The organism is Polynucleobacter campilacus (assembly GCF_002206625.1).
GTDB lineage: Bacteria > Pseudomonadota > Gammaproteobacteria > Burkholderiales > Burkholderiaceae > Polynucleobacter > Polynucleobacter campilacus.
Genome location: NZ_NGUP01000001.1, coordinates 560,851 through 585,429, shown reverse-complemented (window position 1 = coordinate 585,429; position 24,579 = coordinate 560,851). Strand labels below are relative to the sequence as shown.

At 45.8% G+C, this 24,579-nt stretch carries 27 protein-coding genes and 1 other RNA gene; 16 read left to right on the top strand and 12 right to left on the bottom strand.

The window, feature by feature from the left end; all coding sequences use genetic code 11:
- Positions 1-90: 90 nt before the first annotated feature.
- The gene (locus tag CBI31_RS02950; RefSeq protein WP_088524908.1) at positions 91-753 is read right to left on the bottom strand and encodes a site-2 protease family protein; all 663 of its coding nucleotides are present in this window, start codon (positions 751-753) and stop codon (positions 91-93) included.
- A 28-nt stretch (positions 754-781) separates the two neighbouring features.
- Here CBI31_RS02950 and CBI31_RS10310 point away from each other — a divergent pair, with 28 nt between their 5' ends.
- From CBI31_RS10310 to crcB, 4 genes are read left to right on the top strand one after another with little or no spacing between them, the layout of a single operon-like run.
- Positions 782-949, top strand: coding sequence for a hypothetical protein (locus CBI31_RS10310; RefSeq protein ID WP_161491176.1), 168 nt, complete (start codon positions 782-784; stop codon positions 947-949).
- Between the two features lie 44 nt (positions 950-993).
- Positions 994-1,131: a hypothetical protein gene (locus CBI31_RS10400; RefSeq protein WP_169709848.1), complete on the top strand. Its 138-nt coding sequence runs from the start codon at positions 994-996 to the stop codon at positions 1,129-1,131.
- Positions 1,132-1,140: 9 nt separating this feature from the next.
- A complete protein-coding gene (gene ygiD / locus CBI31_RS02945; RefSeq protein ID WP_088524907.1) occupies positions 1,141-1,920 on the top strand; it encodes a 4,5-DOPA-extradiol-dioxygenase in 780 nt (259 codons plus the stop codon).
- A gap of 9 nt (positions 1,921-1,929) precedes the next feature.
- Complete coding sequence (crcB, locus tag CBI31_RS02940) at positions 1,930-2,307, top strand: fluoride efflux transporter CrcB (RefSeq protein WP_088524906.1); 378 nt, start codon at positions 1,930-1,932, stop codon at positions 2,305-2,307.
- Positions 2,308-2,318: 11 nt separating this feature from the next.
- Here the strand turns inward: crcB and CBI31_RS02935 are convergent, their stop codons facing one another.
- Genes CBI31_RS02935 through CBI31_RS02910 form a run of 6 tightly spaced genes read right to left on the bottom strand, consistent with a single transcriptional unit; the run spans position 2,319 to position 7,800 of the window.
- Entirely contained in the window at positions 2,319-3,296 is a 978-nt protein-coding gene (locus tag CBI31_RS02935) for a Bug family tripartite tricarboxylate transporter substrate binding protein (protein ID WP_088524905.1), read from the bottom strand.
- Between the two features lie 18 nt (positions 3,297-3,314).
- Positions 3,315-3,836, bottom strand: a complete 522-nt coding sequence (locus tag CBI31_RS02930; RefSeq protein WP_088524904.1) for a chromate transporter — start codon at positions 3,834-3,836, stop codon at positions 3,315-3,317.
- Entirely contained in the window at positions 3,833-4,372 is a 540-nt protein-coding gene (locus CBI31_RS02925) for a chromate transporter (protein ID WP_088524903.1), read from the bottom strand. Before CBI31_RS02925 ends, CBI31_RS02930 begins: the two co-directional genes overlap by 4 nt.
- 31 nt (positions 4,373-4,403) lie before the next feature.
- A complete protein-coding gene (locus CBI31_RS02920; protein ID WP_088524902.1) occupies positions 4,404-5,381 on the bottom strand; it encodes a D-2-hydroxyacid dehydrogenase family protein in 978 nt (325 codons plus the stop codon).
- A 20-nt stretch (positions 5,382-5,401) separates the two neighbouring features.
- Positions 5,402-6,775 carry an MmgE/PrpD family protein gene (locus CBI31_RS02915; protein WP_088524901.1) on the bottom strand — a complete coding sequence of 458 codons (1,374 nt, stop codon included), beginning with the start codon at positions 6,773-6,775 and terminating at the stop codon, positions 5,402-5,404.
- 50 nt (positions 6,776-6,825) lie between these two features.
- Complete coding sequence (locus tag CBI31_RS02910; protein ID WP_240553675.1) at positions 6,826-7,800, bottom strand: Bug family tripartite tricarboxylate transporter substrate binding protein; 975 nt, start codon at positions 7,798-7,800, stop codon at positions 6,826-6,828.
- A gap of 117 nt (positions 7,801-7,917) precedes the next feature.
- On the opposite strand from CBI31_RS02910, the gene CBI31_RS02905 reads away from it, so the two are divergent.
- Positions 7,918-8,220 (top strand): antibiotic biosynthesis monooxygenase family protein, encoded by a 303-nt coding sequence (locus tag CBI31_RS02905; RefSeq protein WP_088524899.1) that lies wholly within the window; start codon positions 7,918-7,920, stop codon positions 8,218-8,220.
- Positions 8,221-8,225: 5 nt separating this feature from the next.
- On the opposite strand, the gene CBI31_RS02900 is transcribed toward CBI31_RS02905, so the two are convergent.
- Positions 8,226-8,996, bottom strand: coding sequence for a sulfurtransferase (locus CBI31_RS02900; RefSeq protein ID WP_088524898.1), 771 nt, complete (start codon positions 8,994-8,996; stop codon positions 8,226-8,228).
- 88 nt (positions 8,997-9,084) lie between these two features.
- Here CBI31_RS02900 and CBI31_RS02895 point away from each other — a divergent pair, with 88 nt between their 5' ends.
- The 7 genes from CBI31_RS02895 (at position 9,085) to CBI31_RS02865 (ending at position 15,761) form a co-directional block, all read left to right on the top strand.
- Positions 9,085-10,086, top strand: coding sequence for a tripartite tricarboxylate transporter substrate binding protein (locus tag CBI31_RS02895; protein ID WP_088524897.1), 1,002 nt, complete (start codon positions 9,085-9,087; stop codon positions 10,084-10,086).
- A gap of 9 nt (positions 10,087-10,095) precedes the next feature.
- A complete protein-coding gene (locus CBI31_RS02890) occupies positions 10,096-10,647 on the top strand; it encodes a carboxymuconolactone decarboxylase family protein (RefSeq protein WP_088524896.1) in 552 nt (183 codons plus the stop codon).
- 18 nt (positions 10,648-10,665) lie between these two features.
- Positions 10,666-11,520: a pirin family protein gene (locus CBI31_RS02885; RefSeq protein WP_088524895.1), complete on the top strand. Its 855-nt coding sequence runs from the start codon at positions 10,666-10,668 to the stop codon at positions 11,518-11,520.
- Between the two features lie 15 nt (positions 11,521-11,535).
- Positions 11,536-12,693, top strand: a complete 1,158-nt coding sequence (locus CBI31_RS02880) for a 50S ribosomal protein L11 methyltransferase (RefSeq protein WP_206075431.1) — start codon at positions 11,536-11,538, stop codon at positions 12,691-12,693.
- 287 nt (positions 12,694-12,980) lie between these two features.
- The gene (locus CBI31_RS02875; protein WP_133062481.1) at positions 12,981-13,415 is read left to right on the top strand and encodes an energy transducer TonB; all 435 of its coding nucleotides are present in this window, start codon (positions 12,981-12,983) and stop codon (positions 13,413-13,415) included.
- Positions 13,416-13,418: 3 nt separating this feature from the next.
- Positions 13,419-13,598, top strand: coding sequence for a hemin uptake protein HemP (hemP, locus tag CBI31_RS10560; protein ID WP_088524893.1), 180 nt, complete (start codon positions 13,419-13,421; stop codon positions 13,596-13,598).
- 84 nt (positions 13,599-13,682) lie between these two features.
- Entirely contained in the window at positions 13,683-15,761 is a 2,079-nt protein-coding gene (locus CBI31_RS02865) for a TonB-dependent receptor family protein (protein WP_088524892.1), read from the top strand.
- A 77-nt stretch (positions 15,762-15,838) separates the two neighbouring features.
- Here CBI31_RS02865 and ssrA read toward each other — a convergent pair.
- The 4 genes from ssrA to ompA all read right to left on the bottom strand — a co-directional run bounded on the left by ssrA (position 15,839) and on the right by ompA (position 18,335).
- Positions 15,839-16,197: a transfer-messenger RNA gene (ssrA, locus tag CBI31_RS02860) on the bottom strand.
- Between the two features lie 72 nt (positions 16,198-16,269).
- Positions 16,270-16,950 carry an HAD family hydrolase gene (locus tag CBI31_RS02855; protein ID WP_240553673.1) on the bottom strand — a complete coding sequence of 227 codons (681 nt, stop codon included), beginning with the start codon at positions 16,948-16,950 and terminating at the stop codon, positions 16,270-16,272.
- 5 nt (positions 16,951-16,955) lie between these two features.
- Positions 16,956-17,648 carry a bifunctional 2-polyprenyl-6-hydroxyphenol methylase/3-demethylubiquinol 3-O-methyltransferase UbiG gene (gene ubiG, locus CBI31_RS02850; protein ID WP_088524890.1) on the bottom strand — a complete coding sequence of 231 codons (693 nt, stop codon included), beginning with the start codon at positions 17,646-17,648 and terminating at the stop codon, positions 16,956-16,958.
- A 96-nt stretch (positions 17,649-17,744) separates the two neighbouring features.
- Entirely contained in the window at positions 17,745-18,335 is a 591-nt protein-coding gene (gene ompA / locus CBI31_RS02845) for an outer membrane protein OmpA (RefSeq protein WP_088524889.1), read from the bottom strand.
- A gap of 157 nt (positions 18,336-18,492) precedes the next feature.
- Here ompA and gyrA point away from each other — a divergent pair, with 157 nt between their 5' ends.
- Genes gyrA through hisC form a run of 4 tightly spaced genes read left to right on the top strand, consistent with a single transcriptional unit; the run spans position 18,493 to position 24,575 of the window.
- Complete coding sequence (gyrA, locus tag CBI31_RS02840; protein ID WP_088524888.1) at positions 18,493-21,198, top strand: DNA gyrase subunit A; 2,706 nt, start codon at positions 18,493-18,495, stop codon at positions 21,196-21,198.
- Between the two features lie 27 nt (positions 21,199-21,225).
- Positions 21,226-22,323, top strand: coding sequence for a 3-phosphoserine/phosphohydroxythreonine transaminase (gene serC / locus CBI31_RS02835; protein ID WP_088524887.1), 1,098 nt, complete (start codon positions 21,226-21,228; stop codon positions 22,321-22,323).
- On the top strand, positions 22,323-23,402 hold the full coding sequence (pheA, locus tag CBI31_RS02830; RefSeq protein ID WP_088524886.1) for a prephenate dehydratase: 1,080 nt from the start codon (positions 22,323-22,325) through the stop codon (positions 23,400-23,402). Before serC ends, pheA begins: the two co-directional genes overlap by 1 nt.
- Before the next feature lie 54 nt (positions 23,403-23,456).
- Positions 23,457-24,575 carry a histidinol-phosphate transaminase gene (gene hisC, locus CBI31_RS02825; RefSeq protein WP_088524885.1) on the top strand — a complete coding sequence of 373 codons (1,119 nt, stop codon included), beginning with the start codon at positions 23,457-23,459 and terminating at the stop codon, positions 24,573-24,575.
- Positions 24,576-24,579 lie beyond the last annotated feature (4 nt).

Genomic DNA, 24,579 nt, shown 5'->3' with positions numbered 1-24,579 from the left:
CTCTAATAAATAGTTATGTAAGGGGTACTGAATCGCTGCTTACTGAGAATTAGCATACTCCACAATAAGGTCTTTTGTTTGACGGCCAAGCTAGAAGAGCATTTGCAGGAGGAGGGTGAGAGCGTAGATCACTGATTTGAAGAGGGCCATCAGCGGCTCCATCCAAAGACTACCGATGATGCCGGTAAAAACTAGGGCTAAGACAATAAAAAAGCCCCAAGGCTCCAGTTTTCCTAAAGCAATCGATTGGCGCGCTGGTAGCATGCTAGATAGAATGCGGCCACCATCTAGCGGGGGGAGTGGGAAGAGGTTAAAAACCAATAAGCCCAGATTCCATAGAATTCCAGCTTGCGCCATGGAGATTAAAAATTTTTCATCGATCCCAAAGCCCACCAAGACAATGAGTAATACTGCCCAGATGAGGGCCTGAATAAAGTTAGATCCTGGGCCAGCTAAAGCTACCCAAATGGAGTCGATTCTGGGGTTGCGCAAGCGTCCAAAATTCACCGGTACCGGTTTGGCATAACCCACTAAAAAAGGTGATCCAGTCAATATCAAAGCCAGTGGAATTAAGATGGTACCCACAGGATCGATATGTTTAGCGGGGTTTAAGCTAACCCTGCCCAGCATGTAGGCGGTGTTATCCCCAAACTTACGAGCAGCGTAGCCATGGGCTGCTTCATGGATCGTGATGGCAAAAATCAGAGGAATCGCATTAATAGCGATAGCTTGGATAGAATAGTCAGTAATCATGGCAATATGATATCTATAGGAGCTAAAAGTGACTGACGATAAGAAAACAGACCCAAAAAACCCAGCTAAGCCAGTAGTTGCCAAGCCCCCGGCTAGGCCACCAGCACCCAAAGGTCCATCTGGACCGGCTGGAAGGCCTCAGGCTGGCTTTGGCGGCGGAAAAGGCATGATGCGTAAGGCTGGCCGCGGGCGATAGTAGATAATTACTCCACTTATTAATGTATTTACAAGGGATTTACCGTGAACGAATGGCATAACGAATCTAAAGAAGAAATCAACAAAAAGATCATTACCTTGGTTGTCATGTTGGCTGCAGCTACCAGCTTGGCCATCTTGTTTGCCTTAGTTGCTGCTCATACTGGTTACGTATTCGGTTAACCAGTATTCATGACTAGCCATCGCCAACCTGCAGTATTTGCTGGCCATGGCAGCCCAATGTACGCTCTTGAGCCCAACCGTTTTACTGCGGCATGGGCAACTCTCGGTAAATCATTAAAACGTCCAGACGCTATTTTAGTGATCTCGGCTCATTGGGTAACTAGGGGTGTTTGGGTTACTGCAATGTCGAAGCCTAAAACCATTCATGACTTTGGTGGTTTTCCTCAAGAGCTCTTTGAAATTGAGTACCCAGCTCCCGGCAGTCCTGCTTTAGCAGATCGCGTGCAAGAGTTGCTCAATGTTCCCATCGTGATGGAAGAAAATGAGTGGGGCATTGATCATGGTGCCTGGTCAGTCCTCAAATATATGTATCCCAAAGCTGATGTGCCTGTTGTGCAGTTGAGTCTAGATGGCTCAAAGTCTGCCCGCCAGCATTACGAGTTAGCAAAACAATTGCGCCCTTTGCGTGATGAAAATATTCTGATTCTAGCCAGCGGCAATATAGTGCATAACTTACGGACTATCCATTGGCAAGAGGATGCGAAACCTTATGCTTGGGCAAGGGAATTTAATGATTTCTTTGTTTCGGAAATGGGCGCCAATCATCATGAGACTTTGATTGATTGGGAAAAATACGGTGAGGCTGCTCATATGTCCATCCCTACAGCAGAGCATTACTGGCCCGCTTTATATGCCTTGGCTTTGCAAGAAGAGGATGAGCATGCGAAAGTCTACATAGACGGCATTGAGATGAGCTCCATCAGTATGCTGGGTTTTTCAATTCAATAAATACGAACTATGTGGCCATCTATTTTTGCAATTTTCTTCGGTGCAGGCTTCGGAGCTTTACTCAGAGCAGGGTTTAATTTTCTAGCTGCAGGTACGGCATCGATGATCCCCCTGGGCACCTTGTTTGCCAATTTGGTTGGTGGTTATCTAGTTGGGATTGCCATAGCCTTTTTTGGCAATAATCCCAATCTCTCTCCTGAATGGAAGTTGTTTGTGATTACCGGTTTTCTGGGTGGTTTAACCACCTTCTCTAGTTTTTCTGCAGAAGTCGTTGCGCTGATGCAGCGCGGAGAGCCTACTTGGGCGCTAGGCACAGCTTTGCTTCACTTGATCGGATCGCTGGCTCTAACCTTTTTGGGTATTCTGACTTATCAAGCTTTAAAGTAAGCGCAATCCATTTACTCTGGCTTGATGTTGGCTGTTTTAACAACGGCACTCCACTTTGCAGATTCTGATTTAACTAGTGCAGCAAAATCTGCTGGACTACCACCACCAATTTCATTTCCTTGTGAGAGCATGAGCTCCCGCAATGCCGGATCTTTTAAAGCTTCATTCGCCGCAGCATTTAATTGATCGATGATTGCTTTAGGAGTTCCTTTGGGCGCGATCAGTCCCTGCCAATTTAATACCTCCACTTTTGGATAACCAATTTCAGAAAAACTGGGAATATTTGGAAGAAGGGGGGAGCGTTTTTTACTAGTAATTGCAATGGCTCGGATTTTGTCACCTTTGATGCTGGGCATGGCCGAGTACATTTGGTCAAACATCATAGTGACATTACCCGCCATCAGATCAGTTAAACCTGCAGAGCCACTCTTGTAAGGAACATGAATCATCTCAATGCCTGCATTTTGCTCAAAGAGCTCAGCAGAGAGATGATGGCTGCCACCAATTCCTCCAGATGAGAAAGTGAGAGCGCCCGGTTTTGCTTTAGCCGCCGCCACAATGTCTTGTACAGTTTTATAGGGCGAGCTTGGATTCACCACTAAAACTAATGGACCCTTTTCAATTAATACAATTGGAATGATGTCTGTTTCTGGGTCGTAACGTAAATTACCGAACAGCGTTTTGTTGACGGCCATTGGCGCAAAGTTGCCCATGCCAATGGTGTAGCCATCAGGTGCAGCCCGAGAGATAAACTCTGTGCCGATATTGCCTCCAGCACCAGGTTTGTTATCGACGATGATGGACTGCTTTAGGATCACACTCATCTTCTGGGCGATCTGGCGACTACGGGAGTCTGCGCCTCCACCTGCGCCATAGGGCACGATAAAGTTAATCGGTTTGTTGGGGTAGTTACTTTGTGCAAAAGAGGGAGAAGAGATGATCGCCCCAAGACTGAGTGCGCAAATCAAAAGTTGTTGAATAAATCGCATGCTGATCCCCAATCTACATTAAATAAATCCTAAGACGCCTAAGGCTCCACCAATTGCTATGAGATATAGCGGATGCCAACGCGTCAAGAGGGTGATAGTAATTGTACATATCGTCAAGATGTAGGCAGCCGTACTGTGATTGATTTGTAAGGCAATTTCAAATGCAGAAGAGAGGACTAGGCCAATCGCTAGGGCAGCGGCAGCATATTGAATCGTTTTTTTGCTTAAGGGATTTTCCATTCTCATGATGAAGCGTTCTAAGAAGAAAATCATGATCGATGATGGCCAGGCTATTGCCAAGGTAGCGAGTAGCGCTCCAAGAACCCCATAAACATGCCAGCCAATGAGGGTGACTGTCATGAAATTAGGCCCTGGTGCAGCCTGGGCTATTGCAAAGTAATCAGAAAATGTCTGGACATCAATCCAGTGCTCTTGATGAACGGCTAAATTAAATAAGACGGGTAGCAGTGCATTGACACCACCAAAGGCAACGAGCGAAAAGGCGGATAGTTTTAAGAAAAGGCTTAGCAAAATACTCATAGAGCCTGAGCCTTTTTTCTTGCCAAGAAGATTGCGACTGGGGCAACTAGCAGAACAACATAACCTAAACCAAGATGAAATACTGTGGCGGCAATCATGGTGAGGACTACAACTAGAAACATCGCTGGGTAGCGGAATTCATCACGCATCATCTTAAAGCCCGTTGACGCGATTAAGCCAACACCCACCGCTGAAATACCGCGAAGTAGTCCCTTAACTGACTCCAGGTAACTGTAGTGCTCATATAAAAACGCTAAGCACAATACAATCGCGATTGGTCCTAGTGATAAACCAAGGGTGGCAGCCAGTGCGCCTCTTGCACCACCAAACCGCGAGCCAATACAAACAGCGAGGTTCATGATGTTTGGGCCTGGAACAATTTGGCAGATTCCTAAAATGGCACTGAACTCTTCCGAAGTCAAAATTTTGTCACGCTCAACTAAGGTCCGCCTGGCCCAAGGTAGGACGCCTCCAAAACCAGACATTCCAATCTTGCTAAAGGTGATGAATAGTTGCTTGGGTGTGAGTGTTTTCAAAATGAGTGGGGCTTGCTAGAGCTTACTAAGCTTATTGTGGTTTGAATGGATGCGGTACTGGTTTGTTATCCAGCCAAGCTTCTAAAGTTTCTGTTATGCCTTTAGAGAAGACTTCAAAAATGGGCTCAGCAATAAAACCGAGATGTGGTGTGACTAAAAGATTGGGTGTATTACGGAGAACATCATTTTCAGGAAGTGGCTCAATATCAAACACGTCAACAGCAGCCTGCCCTGGCCTGCCTGCAACAAGCGCCTTTTGTAGATCATTCATATTGATCAAGGCAGAGCGTGAAGTATTTACCAAGATAGAGTCTGGACGCATTAAGGCTAATTGATCTGCACTAATCAGTCCTTTGGTACCAGGGCCCGCTACGAGGTGTAGGGTGACAATCTTAGAAGTTTTCAGTAACTCTTCCATGCTGACTGATTTGGCATTCTCGGCAGCAGCCCGCTCTGGAGTCATACGCGGACTCCAGGTCACCACTTCCATGCCAAATGCTGCGCCCACGCGAGCTACGCGACTGCCAATGGCACCAAGCCCCATGACGCCCAAGCGCTCTCCACAGAGCATGGGGAGTACGGAGAGTTGATCGCGCCAGCCCCCAGAAGCGATCAGCCTATGTTCTTCAATCAGACGCTTAGATGCTCCGAGAATTAAAGCCCAGGTGAGTTCTGCAGTAGTTTCTTTAGAGGGGCCGCCTGGAGAGTGTGCCATCGGGATATTGCGCGCTACTAGAGCAGAGGCTTCGAGTGTGCCATTGCGCTCACCAGTAAACATCAAAAACTTGAGCTTTGGTAAGCGTGCAATCATGGCCTCATTAAAAGGTGAGCGATCGCGCACGATGGCAATTACATCAGCATCTTTCACAGCTTCGTATAAAGCTTCGTCACGTAAGGGTTTGTGATGGAAAGTGAGATTGGAGCCTTGCTCTAACTTATCCCAGTTCGAAAACCGGCGCAAAGCTTGTTCGTAATCTCCGAGAATGACAATGTTTGGTAATGCAGCCATATCAAATACTTTCTAGTGAATTAGTCTGGTGTACAAAGACTCAGAATTTGCTTGAGATCAGATGCTTGCCCCAATTTCCAGAGCGCAGAAATCAGTTGGACAGTCTTTTCTTTGCCAATCACTGGTTCAGTAAGGTTTGTGAACTTCTGCTCTAAATGAGTATCGGTCATTGGATTCTCCACGGAGCCAATCGCGTTCTTCACAAAGATGTGAACTTCCTTGCCGTTCTTCAAAAAGGCTTTGACATCCACAGATGCCTCGCTGATCGATGTGTCTGTAGTTGCATTCACCTTGGCACGCAAGGCTACGACATCAGCCCGATTCACGATGTCATCTGCATATTCACCCTCGCCAGCTTGACCAAAGATCAAGCCAACAGCGCAACCGTGATAGACGCTGAACTTACCTTCCAGGCCATCCTTAGGTGTCTTCTTGCCAGTGAGCTCTAAGACGAGTGGATGGGCACGTAATTCAATACGCTCAATATCTTCTGCCTTCACACCTTGGGCGCGTAATTGCGCACAAGCATCAATTGCGGGATGAATCACAATTCCGCAAGCAAAAGGTTTGTAAGTATTTAATGAAATCTCAAAGGATTTACCTAATGCACGATCAATTTCTGACCAGTCACATTTGGTGGAAACAGTTTGCATATAGCCACGACCTGCTTCTAATGCTTTTGGGCTCGAGGTAAAGCCATGCTTGGCTAGGAGTGCTGAGAGTTGACCTGCACGTGCAGCGCCACCAGGATGAAAAGGCTTAGTCATGGTGCCAAATTGTTCGCGCATGCCAACCGGCTGTGAGGCTGCAATACCTAGAGCCATAGTAGTTTTCTGAAGATCAAGACCCATCAAGCGTGAACATGCGGCTGCAGAACCTAACATGCCAGTAGAGCCAGTGATATGCCAACCACGATGGTAATGATCTGGGTACATGGCATTACCAACGCGGCATGCAACATCAATGCCCAAGACCAGAGAGTCAATGATCTGACGACCGCTGACATTGGTGTGTTCGCCTAATGCCAAGATCGCTGAGGCTACTGGGCCTGCCGGATGAATCACAGTCTTGAGGTGTGTGTCATCAAAATCAAAGGTATGTGAGCTGATGCCGTTAATGAGGGCTGCGCCACCCATATCTACTTTGTCCTTACGTCCCAAGATGCTTGCTTGTGGAGCTGGCTGAAATTCTCGGATGGCCGCCAAGGAAGACTCTACGCTCTCATGGTTAGCAGCCCCAATCGCGCAGCCTAGCCAGTTTAAGAAGGTGCGATGCGCCTCGTGATCGACTTCTGGCGCCCATCCTTGACTTGGGTGTGAAGCAACAAACTCCGCCAAAATTTTTGTTACTGGTGGGGCATTTAGATCTGCTGCTGCAGCTATAGCGTGAGACATATGATTTCCTGTGAATATAAAGAATAGTTAGATTGATGAAGTGTCTTGAGTTAATCAATTTCAATATGGCGATCTTTGGCCACTTTGGCCCAGCGTGCGATATCGTCCCTGATGTAATTACTAAATTGAGGAGGAGTCATTGGCATCAATGTCATCGCCTCACTCGTCATTTTTTCGGAGAAGTCAGATAGTGCTAATACTTTATTGAGTTCCGTATTTAATTTAGCAACAATGGCTGGGGGCAAATTTGCAGGCCCTACTAAGCCATACCATTGTTGACCATCAAAACCGTCGTAGCCAAGTTCTTTGAATGTTGGAATGGTTGGCGCAGCAGAATTTCGTTTGGTCCCTGTAATAGCAAGCCCACGTACTCGATTAGAGTTGATGTAGGGTAAGCCAGCAAATAAGGTGGGAAGCATCACCTGAGTCTGACCTGCTAGTAAATCTGTATAAGCAGGGCCAACACCGCGATAAGGCACATGCACCATGAATATCCCAGCAGCTAATTTCAACTGCTCCATACCCAGATGAGTGAGAGTGCCAGGGCCTGCTGAGCCATAACTGAGTTTGGCAGGATTCTTTTTGGCGTAATCTACAAATTCCTTGAAGTTTTTAATTGGTAATTCGGGATTGATGATTAAAACATTTGGTGTAGCACCAATCATGCCAATCGGTGTGAAGTCTTTGATGGCATCGTAAGGGAGTTTACGTACTGCAGGATTGGTGCCATGGGTGCCTACATAGGCGATCATTAAGGTGTAACCATCAGCTGGAGCTTTAGCAGTTGCTTGAGATGCAATCGAGCCGCCTCCACCGCCCATATTTTCAACGACGACTGTTTGGCCTATGGAGCGCGAGAGTTTTTCTGCGACTGCTCTAGCAATGTTATCGAGACCTCCACCAGCAGCAACCGGAGCTATTAGCTTGATGGGTTTGAGTGGGTAGCTAGGAGCACTTTGGGCTTGGGCTCCCAAGCTAATACCGAGGATCGCAAGTGCGGCAATAAAGGATAAAAAAATCGGCATTGGCCGATTAATAGCGTTAGACATGTCTCTCAGGTCCGGATTATTGTTGTGTATGAATACAATCTTATATAGTAAGTTTACTATTGATGAGCAATCTATTTTGATTAAGGAAATACCATGATTTTGGAACATTGCGACATAGAAATTGACCCAGCCAAGCAGAAAGAGTTCGAAGAGGCTATTTTGCGGGGTGTGGATACCGTGATCTCAAAGGCAAAGGGCTTCAAGGGCTATAAGGTAAACCACAGCATAGAAACACCATCTCGCTATTTATTGCTCATTTATTGGGACACTCTCGAGAACCATACAGTTGATTTTCGGGGGTCTACCGCCTTTGCGGATTGGCGCGCTATTGTGGGCCCTTTCTTTGCAAAACCACCGTTTGTTGAACATATGACTTTGGTGGGTAAGTCAACTTAAATCATCTATCTCGCCTTGAGTTTTTTCCGAATGGATTGCTCAACTGGGATGGAATCTAGAGTGGGCTCAAGAGCTTCGCGCTCATCAAAGACAAAGCAAGTACCTTTGTAATGCGCGGAGCCTACTTCCTCAAAATATTTGAGAATGCCACCCTCGAGTTGGTAGCTATGCTGCATACCAATCTCACGCATATAGAGACCTGATTTTTCACAACGAATGCCGCCAGTGCAAAAGCTCACCAACGTTTTGTCTGCAAGCGCTTCTTTATGCGCAGTAATTGCTTTTGGAAATTGGGTGAACTTTTCGATATTGAAGTGCAGGGCATTTTCAAAAGTGCCGTAGTCAACTTCAAATGCATTGCGGGTATCTATCATGACTACAGGGCGGCCCAAGTCATCGGTACCGCGATCAAGCCACACTTGTAGTTTTTTAGGTTTAATAAAATTTGCGCGACCTTCTTCAGGGCGAATCGCAGGATGATTCATGCGAATAATTTCATTTTTGAGCTTGATCAACATCTTCTTAAACGGTTGATCTTCTGACCAGCTTTCTTTTGCCTCAAGAGGTGTAAAGCGCGGGTCTGACCGAAGCCAATCCAAAAAGCCACGTAGCTCCATCTCTTTACCGGCCAAAAATAGGTTGATACCTTCACCAGTGAGCAAAATGGTGCCTTTGAGCTCTCGGCTATTACACTCACTCAGCATTTTGGCGCGCAAATCTACTAGGCCATCTAGGCTAACAAATAAATAGGCGGCAATATTTAAAATCGACTTCATTTTTTCTCTCTTTGGACTACCCCATCATTATCGAGCAAATAGACCTTGGGGGTGGTAATCTTGAGGTCTTATCAAAAGGAGACAACCCATGCTTTATCTAGCCAAAATGGCCAAAAGCATCTTATTTCTAGCTCTATTTGCTTTGGGAGCTGCTAGTGCAGCAATTGCCCAAACTGCTGGGGTAGGGACTTGGCCTACCCAAAAGCCGATTCGTTTGATTGCGGTATTTCCACCTGGTGGATCAGTTGATCAAGTAGCTCGTGTTTTGGCTCCGGCTTTGCAATCAGAATTAAAGCAAAACGTCATTGTTGAAAATATTGGGGGCGCATCTGGTGTGATTGGTACTTCCGCAATGACCAGGGCCGATGCCGATGGATATACCTTTGCAGTAGTCTTTGATACCCATGGCGTGAATCCATCCCTAAAAGATAAGCTTCCCTATGACACGATTAAAGATATTGCACCTGTCATTCTGGTAGGTACCTCGCCGATGGTTTTGGTAGCCAGCAAGAATTCAGGCATTACCAGTTTCAAGCAACTTGCAGAAATGTCTAAGGCGGGCAAGCCATTTAGTTATGGCTCAATTGGTATTGGCAGCTTAGGCCACTTAGCAATGGCGCGCCTTGCTAAGCAGGCAGGATTTGATTGGAACCATATTCCATATCGTGGCGGTGGCCCCTTAATGCAAGACGCTCTTGGTGGGCAGGTACAGCTAGCGATTGGTTCAGAGTTTTTGGTCAAACCCCACATTGAGAGCGGTAGCTTAATTCCTTTAGTTATTACAACCACCAAAAGAGTCCCAGGTTTACCTAATGTACCAACCGTTGCTGAAAGCGGCTTTCCTGGATTTAGCGCTCCAGCTTGGTGGGCAGTCTTAGCTCCAGGTAAAACTCCACCAGCAATAGTGGAGGCCATGAATAAAGCCCTGAATAAGTCTTTGAAGACCCCAGCAGTTGCTGAGAAATTTAAATCTCAAGGAATTGAAATTATTGGTGGATCTTCAGAAACTGCCCGTGACTTCATCGGCAAGCAAATTGGTATTTGGGGTAAGTTTGTGATTGAGAACAATATTAAAGAAACCGGCCAATAGAAAGCACTTATGTCTGAACGTTTAATTCCTTATCAAGCAATGGATTTAGCAGAGCCAGCTGAGCTGGTTGCTGCTATTCGAAAAAGGCGTGGTGGCCAGTTTATTAACTTAGATCGCATGCTCTTGCATAGCGTACCAATCGCTGAAGGCTGGAATCATTTTATTGGTGAAATCCGCAATAACCTGTCTTTAGATCCTAAGTTACGTGAGTTAGCAATGTGTGGTGTAGCGGTGCTCAATGGTGCTGAGTACGAATTCTTTCATCATGCTCCTCCTTTTAAAAAAGCGGGCGGCACTGAGGAGCAAGTACAGGGACTGCGATTGATTGGTCAAGCTAGCTTCCCCAGAAATCTATTTACCCAAGTGGAGAACGATGCGGCTGATTTAACTTTTCAGATGACTCGCAATATTAAGGTGGATAGCCAGTTGATGAAGCGTTTGCAAAAAGAGCTCGGTAGCACCGATACCGTGGAATTAGTGACAGTGATTGCTGCATACAACATGGTGTCTCGCTTCTTGATCGCTTTAGATGTCAATCCAGAAGATCATCCTCCGGCCTAATGTAGTCAAACTGAAAAGATGATCCGCAATATCCAAACTGTCATTCCTGGTATTGCTACCTCTGATGGTGCTGGCGTCAAACTGCGTCGAAGCTTTGGCGGTCAGCAACGAGCGAGGCTAGATCCCTTTTTAATGTTGGATGAGTTCTCATCCAATGACCCTAATGACTATGTTGCTGGATTTCCAGCACATCCGCACCGGGGTTTTGAGACAGTGACCTATATGCTCGAAGGGCACATGTTGCATGAAGATCATTTGGGTAATAAAGGCCATCTAAAGACAGGTGGCGTACAGTGGATGACCGCTGGGCGCGGAATTATCCATTCAGAGATGCCGCAGCAAGTGAGCGGTGCTATGCGCGGCTTTCAGTTATGGATTAATTTACCTGCCGCAGAAAAGATGAAGCCTGCGGGATATCGAGATATTCAGGTGGAAGATATTCCGAGCGTAGCTCTTGCTAATGGAGGCTTAGTAAAAGTGATTGCTGGCTCTTATGAGCATGATGGTAATGAAGTTCAGGGGCCCATTCAGGGGGTGACTACAGCACCCTTATTTTTGGATGTGCATTTACCGCCTAATATGGAGTTTGAATATCCCATCCCTCAAGAGCTCAATGCATTTGTTTATGTCTATGGTGGCGATCTTGCCGTAGGGGCTCCCATGAAGCTAGCTCCAAAACAAGCCGCCATCGTTCTGGGCGCTGGAGACCGACTCATGGTGACATCAGACGGAGCAGGCGCTCAGTTCATCGTGCTGGCAGCTTTGCCTTTGCATGAACCCATCGTACAACATGGTCCTTTCGTGATGAATACTCAAGCTGAAATTGAGCAAGCCATTGACGATTATCAAAACAATCGTTTTGTCATCGTTTAGGTGATCACTTCAGCGATGATCCAGTGGAGCGAGGGTGAGCAAATTTGCTCCGCTAGGTGGCATTCAGAAAATGGGATTGCACCGCATAAAAAAATTCAGATTGCTGACGATACCTTAACAGCTGATATTGCATACCGCTTAGCTTGCGAAGGTACGGCAATGCTCTATAAAGGCGACTTTCAGAATGCGAGGCAGCTCTTACAGGCCTTGGTGAGGAGGATTGATAAACCGTCTAAGAAATCTACCAGAGCTGATAGGGTAGTAAAGGAAAAAACAAAAAGTCCTTTAGATATCTTTAATCTTCATCGCCTTGCCCAATCCCAAAGGGCGCGTATTTTGGGGATGGTGCTGATTCGAATCAACGCTGATCACAGTATTTCATTAAGGCGAGCGCCAGATGTTGCCAAAGCTTGTTTTGAGGCCTATGGAGAGCAAGCCGAGCCTTATGTCATCTCTCTCAGAGAGTTACTGGGGGTCATTAGCGCTCATGAGTGGCGCAAAAAAGGTGTGTCCGTTTTGGTAAGGGATGATGAAGAGATTCGGATTCATCCGCACTATGGTGTCTTCTCCCCAGTCCGAGGGGAGTATATTGAGCTTGTTCTTAAGGCACCACTACCTACTACCCTTCAGAAAAACTCCACCGCATTTGATATTGGCACAGGAACTGGTGTACTAGCAGTTGTATTGGCAATCAGGGGTATTGAAAAGATCACTGCAACCGATCAAGATGATCGTGCAATAGCATGCGCTAAGGAAAATATTAAACGCTTAGGTCTATCCTCGCAAATCGCAATTCTCAAGACAAATTTATTTCCAGCAGAAAAAGCAGCGCTGATTGTTTGTAATCCGCCGTGGTTGCCAGCAAGACCCAGCTCTTCACTTGAGCACGCTGTGTATGACCCTGAGAGTCAAATGTTAAGAGGCTTTCTAGGCAAATTAAAAGATCATTTATTACCTGGCGGTGAAGGCTGGCTCATTCTTTCTGATTTGGCCGAGCATCTAGGATTGCGATCTAGAGAAGAATTGCTGTCTTGGATTGAGGATGCTGGCTTGAAAGTGATCGCTCATTTAGATACCAAACCACAGCATCAAAAAGTGTTCGATAAAACGGATGCTCTATATACTGCAAGATCTAAAGAGGTCACATCACTTTGGCGTTTGGCTATAAAGTAGTACCACAGTAAATAGCCCTACAAGCCCGGTCCCTATTGGGCTTATGGTTGTTAATCCACTACATCATCCTTAAAATGTTTGAGAGCTAGAGTTCATTACTGCAAATCCTGTCAGCAAGTGAGCTTGATTACTACTCATTTATATTTTAAGGAAGTCATTTGCTCTGGAGTGCCTTGCCCAGAAATACATTGCTTATTTCAGGCGTATTGATCTCTCATTTATTAGTTTTACTAGCGCTTTTATCAGGGCCACCTGTAGGTGCCAATTCATCAGAACCAGGAGCTCTGATGGTAAATTTATTAGGTGAAAGGGCGCTCTTACCCTCGCGTAAAAAATCATCTAATACGCCTCTAGTGAATGCATCCTTAAATGCTAAAAGTTACAGTTCAATTTCTACTCATGAATCTAATTCGCCGGGTGGCGGAAAGAATCTTGGCCATTCGGTAAATGGTGCAGCTAGATTGCCTATGCATAGCCCTAAACCTCATTACCCTCTGGCAAGCAAGCAACTCAGGGAGCAGGGTTTAGTGATTGTGAGGTTGTGTGTGAATGAGCAGGGCATCGTGGATCAGGTTGGCCTTAGTCAGAGTTCAGGCTTTCAAGGTTTAGATCATTCAGCTCTGAAAGCCTTGGCATTGTGGAGATTTATGCCCCTCAAGCCCTCTGACGAGGTTTCCTCTCAGTGCTTTCAGACTCCCGTTCAATTTATCTTAGAGGGCTAGCCTTTGAGTGAGAAAAATAATTCAAATCAAGAGGTTGCTAAAGATCAATCCCTCTATCTTTTGCCTAAGACTGTTTCTAGCGAAGTTTTATTAGGGCGTATGAAGCAGATTTTTATCCTGCATGACGGGAATTCATATCAATTACGTATCACTAAATTAGGAAAACTTATTCTGACAAAGTAAGTCGTTAATCAGTTACTAGCCAGCAAGAGCATTTTCATATGCATATAGCCAGCGATTTTTTGTTTTTATCACTGGAGATAGTATATGAAGCATCAAGATGTTTTTCGCCCTCAAAATAAGCTGGCCTGGCTTTCATCGATTGCATTATTGTTTGGTAATTCTTTTTCGGTTTTAGTAAAGGCTCAAGATATTGAGTTACCCAGAATTGATATTGTTGGGCGAGAGGAGAGCGCCCTGAGCAAAATTCCAGGAACAGTTAATGTCATCAATCAAAAGAGGATGACAGAGATTCAGCCTCAGTCACTACAAGATGTATTAAAGACAATTCCTGGTGTGAATGTTCGTGGAGATGAAGGTGGTTTAGGATCCATTCCGAATATCGGAATTCGCGGATTAAATCCTGGCCGTAGCACAAAAGTGCTGCTGCTAGAAGACGGCGCTCCAATACAACCAAGCCTCTTTATTTCAAACGCCTCCTATTACAGTCCGCCGGTTGAGCGTATTGGCGGGATTGAGGTTTTAAAGGGCGCATCAGGTCTGAAATATGGGCCATCTAATATTGGCGGGGTAGTCAATTACCTCAGTAAAACACCATCCCAAGGATTTAAGTTAACCGGTAAGCTTGGTAATTATGGATATCGCTTGGCGGAGATTGAAGCAGGGGGAAGGTCATCGTCAAATGGCGCAATTGGGGGAATTAATCTCATTCAATCTGAGTCCAATGGTTATCAGAGTAATGGTTTCAAAATGTATGACATCTTGATGAAGGGAGGAATAGAGATTTCGCAGAATCAGTGGTTAAGTCTGAAATACACTCATTACGATAACAATATCAATACCTCCTATGTCGGTCTGCGTCCCAATCAATACATTAATCGCTCGAAAGAAAATACAGCACCTAATGACCGCTTCATTACCCAAAGAAATGCGGTAGACATTAATCATGCTATCGAAATTGATGCAGATACCAAAATCAATACTTTGATGTATTGGAGCAAGTTATCCCGCAATTATTGGCGACAAAGTATTGTTAATCGCACTCAAGATGCCACAGTCTTTAGGCCCTGTAACCAAGGCTCAGATTGTCTGATTGGTCGTAATCGTGAGTTTCAAATGCTGGGTCTTGATTCTCGGGTGGGTCATGCCTATAAGGCCTTGGGAATTTCCAATGAAGCAGAGTTTGGCATTCGTTTACATACTGAATCTCAAATTAATCAACTGGAGACCTCTAAAACCTTAGCCTATTCAGGGCGTATTTCTGCGCATGAAGATAATAAGGCTAACTCTGTGGCGGTATATGGGCAAAATCGTTTCTTGTTGAGCAAAGACTTTGCGCTCATTCCAGGGGTACGAGTTGAAAGCTACAACCAGAGCCGTTCAAATGTTCTTAGTGGCGCATCTGGGAGTGCCAAGAATGTAGAAACGATTCCGCAAATTGGCGCTACTTGGCAAGTAATGCCCCAAGCACAAATATATGGCAGCATTTACAAGGGTTTCGCACCAGCCCAACTATCAACCGCGATTGATGATAAAGGGGTTGATCAGCAGTTGGCGCCCGAACGCTCAACCAATATGGAATTGGGCTTGCGTGGAAGATCGGGCGCTTTCTCATATGATTCTGCAGTTTTTAGTATGAACTTCAGTAATCAAATTGTGAATCAGAGCTTGGCAGCAGGAATATCGAAGGCCAATGGAGGGAAAAGCTTGCATCAGGGTGCTGAGTTAGCTCTTGGATATATGCTTGGCCATGGTTGGGGTGTTAACGGCAATGCTACCTATATTCCGGTAGCAAAATTTGTCGGCACAAACTCCTTAGGGCGGGATGGAAACCGCATTCCCTACACACCTAAGCTGACTTCCAACCTAGGTGTTAGCTATGAAAAGAATAGTTTTAAAACTTTAGTGAGTCTGAATTATGTGTCTAATCAATATGCCGATTCAGCAAACACAGTTGTTGAAAATGCCATTGGAACTTTAGGTGAGATGCCTGCATTTGCAACGGTTAATTGGAGCGCTAACTACGCAATTAATAAAGATTGGAAAGTGTTTGGAGTAATCAATAATCTTTTTGATAAGAGATATATTGCTAGCCGAAATCCAGATGGAATCTTTGCAGGTGCACCGCTTAATTTTCAAGCTGGCATGAGTTATCAATTTCATTAATGCAAATGATTGAATTGCTTTTCTGATGGAAAAACGCCACCCTGGTGGGTGGCGTTAGACTGTTACATACTTCAAAATGGTGGAGTCGGCGGGAATCGAACCCGCGTCCGCAAATCCTCCACAACAAGTTCTACATACTTAGTCATATCATTTAATTTAATTAGTCAGGCACAGATTGACATGTTCCTGACTGACGATTCACTAAGTTTTCGTACTATCCCCCGTGACACGAAATAGTCTTATCTCTTGTAAATGACCCTGATGTAGCTTGCGCTACCTGACCCAAGAGAGAATCAGTTCAGGGGCAACCGCAATTAAGCGGCTAGTGCGTAACGTTCGTCGTTAGCAGTTATTACATTCCCATTGATTTACGAGATAACGGGTCCTCGGTATGCCCTTGATGCTTTGTAATCCACGTCGAAACCATGTCGACCCCGGAGTTCATGCATAGGAAGGTCTATTTTAAAGCCGCTAGCTTTAAATTGCCCAATATCTTTTGGAAGTGTTGTTATCCCCTATTTGGGAAGATGATTTGTAATAAATCGAGAGGTTTGTTAATGATGTAATCCGCACCCCAGGCCTCGGGAGGCTCTTTACAGCCACAGTAGCCATATGCGGCTGCAACTGTCAGCATACCTGCCGCTTTACCTGCAATCACATCTCGAATGTCATCACCTACATAAATTGATTTTGTAGGATCAACATTGGCAATTTTGGCTGCATGCAGAATGGGTGCTGGATGGGGCTTTGGATGTGGCGTTGTATCACCGCAAACAGTTGAGGCCGCTCTTTGGCGGAGACCCATAAGTTCGGTGAGTGGGTGAGTGAAACGCTCACTTTTATTAGTAACGATTCCCCAAGGAAGATTTGCTTTTTCTAATTGTTGCAGTAAGTGCTCGATACCCTCAAATAAAACACTGTGAACCAAGAGGGCATTTTCATAATTAATCATGAACTCATCGCGTAAAGAAATGTACTCAGCATGATCTGGTGCAATTCCGAATGCGCCCTCAAGAAGTCCGCGCGCACCAGCAGATGAGTATGGGCGCAGAAGTTCATACGGCTTTGGAGCAAGGTTGCGTTCTATTAGTAATTTATTCGTTGCAGCAACTAAATCTGGGGCTGTGTCTGCTAATGTGCCATCTAGATCAAAAAAGATTCCGTGATAAGGGCTTATTACAGGATTCACGCTATTCATTGTTTCTGAACGGCAATCATATAGTTCACATCCACATCATCATTGAGGCTATACACCTGAGTGAGCGGGTTGTAACTTAAGCCTTTGATGCCAATCATTTCTAAACCTGCGTTACGGGTAAAGCCAACGAGTTCTGAGGGCTTAATAAATTTAGCGTATTCATGAGTGCCCTTAGGGAGCAGTTTGAGAATGTACTCTGCACCAATAATGGCAAATAAGTAGGACTTGGGATTGCGATTTAGGGTGCTAAAAAAGAGGGTACCACCAGGTTTGCAGAGCTTAGCGCAGGCACGGACTACAGAAGAGGGATCGGGTACGTGCTCCAGCATTTCCATACAAGTCACCACATCGTATTGTTCTGGCTGTTCATCTGCTAGCGCTTCTGCTGAAATAGAGCGGTAAGTGAGGTTAGCACCCACTTCCAATGCATGGAGCTCAGCTACCTTAAGTGCTTTTTCAGAGAGATCGATACCAGTAGTGCCGGCACCTGATTGAGAAATTGATTCTGCGAGGATGCCACCACCACAACCAATATCCACTACTTTTTTGCCCTCGAAGTTAACGAAGGTTTTCATCCAATTTAAGCGTAGGGGATTAATGGCATGTAAAGGCTTGAATTCGCTGTTCGGGTCCCACCAACGATGGGCTAGGGCGCTAAATTTGGCGATTTCAGATTGGTCGACGTTCATGGGCAGAAGCTATTGGGTGAATTAATGGGTAAGTCTACGAATATAGCGGAAATAAAAAAGCCCGCAAGAAGCGGGCTTTTTTACAAGTAAGGTGAATTACTTAGCAGCTGCTGTACCAACAACTTCGATGTCAGTACGGCGGTTCTTAGCGCGGCCTTCAGCAGTTGCATTGCTTGCAACTGGATTGCTCTTGCCTTTTGATTCTGTGTAGATACGGCTACCGTCAACACCTTTGCTTGTCAGATAAGCTTTAACTGACTGAGCACGACGCTGACCGAGGGCCATGTTGTATGCATCTGTACCAACGCTGTCAGTATTACCAACAGCAATGATGACTTCTAACTTGATCTTGCTCAAATCACGAGCAATCTTGTCCAAAGTTGCCATTCCTTCTGGCTTCAATGAAGCTTTGTCAAAGTCATAAAGTGTGTCAGCTTGCAAAGTGATCTTGCTTTGGCTAACACCAGAAGCAGCAGCAGCAGCAGCAGGCTTAGCGGCAATTGCGCCATCACAACCTATAGCAGCTGTAGCAGGAGTCCAGCTGTTATCACGCCAGCACAATGTGCCGTCGCCGTTTTTCCAGGATGTACCGGTTGAGTTGACCCAGTTGTCAACGTTTTGAGCAGAAGCAGCTGTAGCAGCAACAGTAATTACGCCAGCAAGCATCAGTTTTAGGGTTTTGTTCATTTTTAGTCCTCAAATCTCTTTTAAATTAAAGTCAAACGTATATCGAATTCGCCCTACTTTGAATCAAAAAACCGCAAAGCGATACTTCTTAAATTCATACAAACTGACAGAATCTTATCATAGGGGCCACCTGCCATCAAAATGATATTATTTATAGATGGAACAAGCCGCTAAAGAAACACTACCAATATCCCTCGAAGACGAAATGCGACGGTCCTATTTGGACTACGCTATGAGCGTCATAGTCGGCAGAGCCCTGCCAGACGTGCGTGACGGTCTCAAACCGGTTCATCGCCGGGTCTTATTTGCGATGTATGAATTAAACAACGATTGGAACCGAGCTTACAAAAAATCTGCCCGTATAGTTGGCGATGTCATCGGTAAATACCACCCGCACGGTGATTCTGCGGTGTATGACACCATTGTGCGAATGGCCCAGGATTTCTCCCTGCGCTATATGCTGGTTGACGGGCAGGGCAACTTTGGCTCTGTAGACGGTGATAACGCTGCTGCAATGCGATATACCGAGATCCGGCTGCGCAAGATCGCCCATGAGCTTTTAGCTGATTTGGACAAGGAAACCGTCGATTTTGGGCCAAATTACGACGGTAGCGAGAAAGAACCCCTGATTCTGCCTGCCAAAGTGCCTAATTTGCTGATTAATGGCAGTTCTGGCATTGCCGTAGGTATGGCGACGAACATCCCCCCTCATAACCTCGATGAGGTCGTGACGGCCTGTTTACACGTCTTGCATAACCCAGAATGCACGATTGATGAGCTCATTGAGATTATTCCAGCCCCAGATTTCCCCACTGCCGGCATTATTTACGGTGTTCAAGGAGTTCGCGAGGGATATCGCACTGGTCGCGGCCGAGTGGTCATGCGCGCTAAGACTCACTTTGAGGATATCGATAAAGGTGCACGTCAAGCCATCATCGTTGATGAGTTGCCATATCAGGTCAATAAAAAGAACTTACTCGAGCGTATCGCTGAGTTGGTGAATGAGAAAAAGGTTGAAGGCATTTCTGATTTGCGTGATGAGTCAGATAAATCCGGTATGCGCGTTGTGATTGAACTCAAACGCGGTGAAGTGCCGGAAGTTGTTCTCAATAATTTGTATAAGAGTACACAGCTACAAGATAACTTCGGTATGAACATGGTTGCCTTAGTAGACAACCAGCCACGCTTACTCAACTTAAAGCAAATGCTGGAGTACTTCTTGCAGCATCGTCGTGAAGTGGTGACACGTCGCACCATTTTTGAATTGCGTAAAGCGCGCGAGCGTGGCCATGTCCTAGAAGGTTTAGCTGTTGCATTGGCAAACATTGACGAGTTCATTGCCATTATTAAAGCGGCTGCAAATCCAGTAATTGCGAAGCAGGAGTTAATGGGCAAAGCTTGGGATTCATCGATGGTGCGCGAGATGTTGGCGCGTGCTGAAACAGATACCCCGGGTGGCCGCAATGCTTATCGTCCTGAAGGCTTATTGCCTGAGTACGGCATGCAGACCACGGGCCTGTATCGCCTCTCTGATAGTCAAGCGCAAGAAATTTTGCAGATGCGCTTACAACGCCTGACTGGTCTTGAGCAAGACAAGATTGTTAATGAGTACAAAGAAGTTATGTCAGAGATCTCTGACTTGTTAGATTTATTAGCTAAGCCAGAGCGCGTTACTTCTGTGATTGAAAGCGAGCTGAAAGAAGTTCAAGCGGAGTTTGGTAAAGCAGGTGGTGATAGTGGTCGACGTTCATTTATTGAAATGAATGCTACCGAACTCTTTACGGAAGATTTGATCACTCCACAAGATATGGTGGTGACACTTTCACATACAGGTTATATGAAGAGTCAGCCACTGAGCGAGTACCGCGCACAAAAACGCGGTGGTCGCGGCAAGCAAGCTGCTGCCACTAAGGATGAGGATTGGATTGATACTCTATTCGTAGCCAATACGCATGACGCCATCCTTTGCTTCTCTGATCGTGGCCGTATGTATTGGTTGAAGGTATGGGAAGTACCGCAAGGTAGCCGTACTTCACGTGGTAAGCCAATTGTCAATATGTTCCCCTTGATTGAGGGTGAAAAGATTACCGTGATTCTTCCAATCAAGGGCTATCAGGATGATCAGTATGTCTTTATGGCAACTAGCTTAGGTACTGTGAAGAAAACCCGTTTATCTGATTTCTCCAATCCTCGTAAAGCCGGCATTATTGCTGTCGACTTGAATGAGGGTGACTTCTTAGTTGGCGCAGCAATTACTGATGGTCAACACGATGTGATGTTGTTCTCTGATGCAGGTAAAGCAGTGCGCTTTGATGAGAATGACGTTCGTCCAATGGGCCGTACCGCACGTGGTGTTCGTGGCATGAACTTAGGTGATGGTCATCAAGTGATTGCAATGCTCGTTGCTCCAGCAGAAGCTGAAGGTGTGCAAGCTGCAGTAGTGGATGCAAATGGCGTTGCAGTTCCGAGTAGCGTATTAACTGCTACAGAGAATGGTTATGGCAAGCGCACTCCAATTGCAGAGTACACGCGTCATGGTCGTGGCACTAAGGGCATGATTGCGATTCAGACAAGCGAGCGTAATGGCAAGGTTGTTGCCGCTGCATTGGTATCGCCAGAAGATCAAATCATGTTGATAACCACTGGCGGTGTTTTAGTGCGTACCCGCGTTTCTGAAATTCGTGAGATGGGCCGTGCAACTCAAGGCGTCACTTTGATCAACGTTGATGAAGGTACACGTCTTTCTGGTTTACAGCGCATTGCTGAAAGCGATTCGGATGACGAGGGTGATGAAGTAGAAGAGGGCGATGCATCTGCTGATCCAGCAACCGATTCCACCCCTGATGCGGCAGGTGACGCGTAAGGCGTCACCACTAAATTAGCTAACACGATGAGCTTTGACCGCCGCATCTTCAATTTCGCTGCGGGGCCGGCCACTTTGCCTGAAGAGGTGTTGAAGCAGGCTGCTGATGAAATGCTCAATTGGCGTGGACTTGGCACAAGCGTGATGGAGATTAGCCATCGCAGCAAAGAATTCATGGAGGTGTATGAAGAGGTGGTGCAGGATCTGCGCACCTTGATGAATATTCCAAGTAACTATGAAGTCTTGCTATTACAAGGTGGCGGCCTTGGACAAAATGCAGCTATCCCAATGAATCTCATGCCTTTAGCTAAGAATGGACCCAAGGCGGATTACATTGTTACTGGCATCTGGTCAGAAAAATCTTATAAAGAAGCGCAGAAGTATGGCACTGCAAACTTAGCTGCATCTTCTGCTGCAGAAAAGTTCAACACCATCCCCCCAAGAAATACTTGGAAGCTATCGAATGATGCTGCTTATGTTCTCTACTGTGCCAATGAGACGATTGGCGGTGTTGAGTTTCCGGATGTGCCAGATGTTGGCAATACTCCTTTAGTTGCCGATATTTCTAGTAATTTTCTTTCTAAAGAAATGGATGTCACGCAGTGTGGCGTTTGGTTCGGCGGTATACAGAAAAACATTGGCCCATCGGGTGTGACGATTGTGCTTGTCCGCAAAGACCTGATAGGTCACCACATGGGGATCACACCCTTAATTTGGGATTGGTCTGTTCAGGCCAGCACCCAATCGATGATCAATACGCCCCCCACCTTTTCAATTTATATGGCTGGCCTAGGATTTAAGTGGCTTCTTAAGCAGGGCGGTGTTAAGGTTATTGAAAAGCGTAACCAAGAAAAAGCGGGCTTGCTCTATCAGTTCTTGGATCAAAGTAGTTTGTATGAGAATCGGGTCGAAAAACAATACCGTTCTCGTATGAACGTCACTTTCTTTTTAAAGGACGAGTCTTTGAATGCACAGTTTTTGGCGCAATCCAATGCTGCAGGTTTAGTTGCTTTGCGTGGTCATAAAGCTGCGGGTGGTATGCGCGCAAGTATTTACAACGCAATGCCGATAGAGGGTGTCAAAGCTTTAATTGAATTTATGCGTGATTTTGAAAGGCGGGCTTAATGAGTACTGAAGAACAGCGCTTAGCTCCCCTGCGAGAAAAAATCGATGCATTAGATGCAGAGATTTTAGATTTACTGACGCAGCGTGCTAAAGCAGCGCAAGAAGTGGGACATGTAAAAGGTGGTTTCTCATCCCCAGTATTTCGTCCTGAGCGTGAGCGCCAGGTAGTTGCTCGTCTTCAAGAAATCAATGCTGGTCCTTTATTACCTGATGGTATTGCAGCCATTTGGCGCGAAGTCATGTCTGCCTGCAGAGCCTTAGAGGCTCGTCAAACAATTGCTTATCTCGGGCCAACAGGCACCTTCTCTGAACAAGCTGCTCAAACGTATTTTGGCCACTCGATTGCGGGATTGCCTTGTGCAAGTTTGGACGAAGTTTTCAAATCAGTAGAGAAGGGCGCCGCGCAATTTGGTGTGGTGCCGGTTGAGAACTCTAGTGAAGGCGCGATCTCACGTACTTTAGATTTGCTCTTAGATTCTTCAATGCGCATTAGCGGTGAAGTAGTGTTGCCGATTCATCATCACCTCTTAACTAAGAGTGGAAATCTTGACGGTGTCACAACAGTGTGCGCTCATGCACAAGCATTGGCACAGTGTCAGCAATGGTTAAGCCTGCATGCGCCAAACTTAAAACGCCAAGCAGTGAGTAGCAATGCTGAGGCTGCACGTTTGGCAGCTAATGATCCATCCTTAGCTGCAATCGCTGGTGATCCTGCGCAAGAGGCTTATGGTTTACAAGCTGTCGCTGCACAGATTCAGGATGATCCCCATAACCGTACTCGCTTTGTTGTAGTAGGCGCCTATGAATGTCAGCCAACCGGTAAAGATCAAACGTCTTTAGTCTTATCGATCGATAACCAGCCAGGCGCTGTGCATCGCTTACTGGCACCTTTAGCAAAGCATGGGGTGTCCATGAACCGTTTTGAGTCAAGACCTGCCCGCAAAGGCACCTGGGAATATCACTTCTATATTGATATTGCCGGTCATGCACAGGATGCCAAAGTCGTGAAGGCTTTAGAGGAATTAAAAGCAACTGCAGCGTTCTACAAGAACCTGGGTTCCTATCCTCACTCAGCCTGAGCTATAGAAAATAAATTTGTCGATACATTAGTAAATAAATCAGTAAGCCTAAGAATGACTTCTAAGATTGGTCTTAAACATATTCACGCTATAGCACCCTATGTTGGTGGTCGCCCCATCAGTGAAGTGGCGCGCGAGTACGGCTTAGATGAAAACAAGATTGTGAAACTGGCTTCCAATGAAAATCCCTTGGGAATGCCAAAGTCCGCCCAAGATGCCATGCTCAAAGCTGCTGGTGATCTAGGTCGTTATCCAGACTCCAATGGCTTTGAATTAAAGAAAGTATTGTCCGAGCGCTTAGGGGTGCCAAGCGATTGGATTACGCTAGGCAACGGCAGTAATGACATTCTTGAGTTAGCCGCACGCGCCGTTGCGCAAGCAGGTGATGAAGTGTTTTTTTCTAGACATGCATTTGCTGTGTACCCTCTGGCAACCCAAGCCTTAGGCGCCAAAGCAGTTGAAGTAGCTCCTACCAAGACTTATGGTCATGACCTGCCAGCAATTCTGGCTGCGATCAAAGCCGCTGGTGAAAAAGCGAAGCTAGTATTTGTCGCAAACCCCAATAATCCAACGGGCAGCTATCTCACTGCAAAAGCAATTGAAGATTTTCTGATAGCGTTGCCTACTCATGTAGTGGTGGTTTTAGATGAGGCGTATAACGAGTACCTGAATCCAGAGCAACGCTATGACGCGATTGCTTGGGTGAAACGTTTTCCCAATATGATTTTGTCCCGCAGTTTCTCAAAAGCATATGGCTTGGCTGGCTTACGGATTGGTTATGGTGTGGCACAACCTCATTTAACCGATTTACTAAATCGCATTCGTCAACCATTCAATGTGAATAGTCTGGCCCAAGCTGCAGCAATTGCAGCGTTCCAAGACACCGCATTTCTGAGAGAGGGTTTTGAGCTCAATCGCGCAGGTTACGCACAACTGACTAAAGCATTTGATCAATTAGGACTTCAGTATTTACCATCTGCCGGAAACTTTGTGTTGGTAAAGGTGGGCAATGATGATCAAGCAGGTGAACGTATTAATTTAGAACTGCTCAAACGCGGCATTATCGTTCGGCCTGTGGGTAACTATGGCCTGCCACAATGGTTGCGTATCTCGATTGGTTTACCTCAAGAGAATGCTGCTTTTATTGATGCACTTAAAGCTATCTTGGCCTAATAAA

Excerpts from the sequence above, each read along its gene's own strand:
- CBI31_RS02950 (WP_088524908.1), bottom strand. The coding sequence starts at position 753 with ATGATTACTGACTATTCTATCCAAGCTATCGCTATTAATGCGATTCCT.
- CBI31_RS02915 (WP_088524901.1), bottom strand. The coding sequence starts at position 6,775 with ATGTCTCACGCTATAGCTGCAGCAGCAGATCTAAATGCCCCACCAGTA.
- CBI31_RS02865 (WP_088524892.1), top strand. The coding sequence starts at position 13,683 with ATGAAGCATCAAGATGTTTTTCGCCCTCAAAATAAGCTGGCCTGGCTT.
- CBI31_RS02910 (WP_240553675.1), bottom strand. The coding sequence starts at position 7,800 with ATGCCGATTTTTTTATCCTTTATTGCCGCACTTGCGATCCTCGGTATT.
- CBI31_RS02900 (WP_088524898.1), bottom strand. The coding sequence starts at position 8,996 with ATGAAGTCGATTTTAAATATTGCCGCCTATTTATTTGTTAGCCTAGAT.
- ubiG (WP_088524890.1), bottom strand. The coding sequence starts at position 17,648 with ATGAACGTCGACCAATCTGAAATCGCCAAATTTAGCGCCCTAGCCCAT.
- gyrA (WP_088524888.1), top strand. The coding sequence starts at position 18,493 with ATGGAACAAGCCGCTAAAGAAACACTACCAATATCCCTCGAAGACGAA.
- serC (WP_088524887.1), top strand. The coding sequence starts at position 21,226 with ATGAGCTTTGACCGCCGCATCTTCAATTTCGCTGCGGGGCCGGCCACT.
- CBI31_RS02875 (WP_133062481.1), top strand. The coding sequence starts at position 12,981 with ATGGTAAATTTATTAGGTGAAAGGGCGCTCTTACCCTCGCGTAAAAAA.
- CBI31_RS02880 (WP_206075431.1), top strand. The coding sequence starts at position 11,536 with ATGATCCAGTGGAGCGAGGGTGAGCAAATTTGCTCCGCTAGGTGGCAT.
- ygiD (WP_088524907.1), top strand. The coding sequence starts at position 1,141 with ATGACTAGCCATCGCCAACCTGCAGTATTTGCTGGCCATGGCAGCCCA.
- CBI31_RS02905 (WP_088524899.1), top strand. The coding sequence starts at position 7,918 with ATGATTTTGGAACATTGCGACATAGAAATTGACCCAGCCAAGCAGAAA.
- CBI31_RS02930 (WP_088524904.1), bottom strand. The coding sequence starts at position 3,836 with ATGAGTATTTTGCTAAGCCTTTTCTTAAAACTATCCGCCTTTTCGCTC.
- hisC (WP_088524885.1), top strand. The coding sequence starts at position 23,457 with ATGACTTCTAAGATTGGTCTTAAACATATTCACGCTATAGCACCCTAT.
- CBI31_RS02935 (WP_088524905.1), bottom strand. The coding sequence starts at position 3,296 with ATGCGATTTATTCAACAACTTTTGATTTGCGCACTCAGTCTTGGGGCG.
- crcB (WP_088524906.1), top strand. The coding sequence starts at position 1,930 with ATGTGGCCATCTATTTTTGCAATTTTCTTCGGTGCAGGCTTCGGAGCT.
- CBI31_RS02890 (WP_088524896.1), top strand. The coding sequence starts at position 10,096 with ATGTCTGAACGTTTAATTCCTTATCAAGCAATGGATTTAGCAGAGCCA.
- pheA (WP_088524886.1), top strand. The coding sequence starts at position 22,323 with ATGAGTACTGAAGAACAGCGCTTAGCTCCCCTGCGAGAAAAAATCGAT.
- CBI31_RS02920 (WP_088524902.1), bottom strand. The coding sequence starts at position 5,381 with ATGGCTGCATTACCAAACATTGTCATTCTCGGAGATTACGAACAAGCT.
- CBI31_RS02895 (WP_088524897.1), top strand. The coding sequence starts at position 9,085 with ATGCTTTATCTAGCCAAAATGGCCAAAAGCATCTTATTTCTAGCTCTA.
- CBI31_RS02885 (WP_088524895.1), top strand. The coding sequence starts at position 10,666 with ATGATCCGCAATATCCAAACTGTCATTCCTGGTATTGCTACCTCTGAT.
- ompA (WP_088524889.1), bottom strand. The coding sequence starts at position 18,335 with ATGAACAAAACCCTAAAACTGATGCTTGCTGGCGTAATTACTGTTGCT.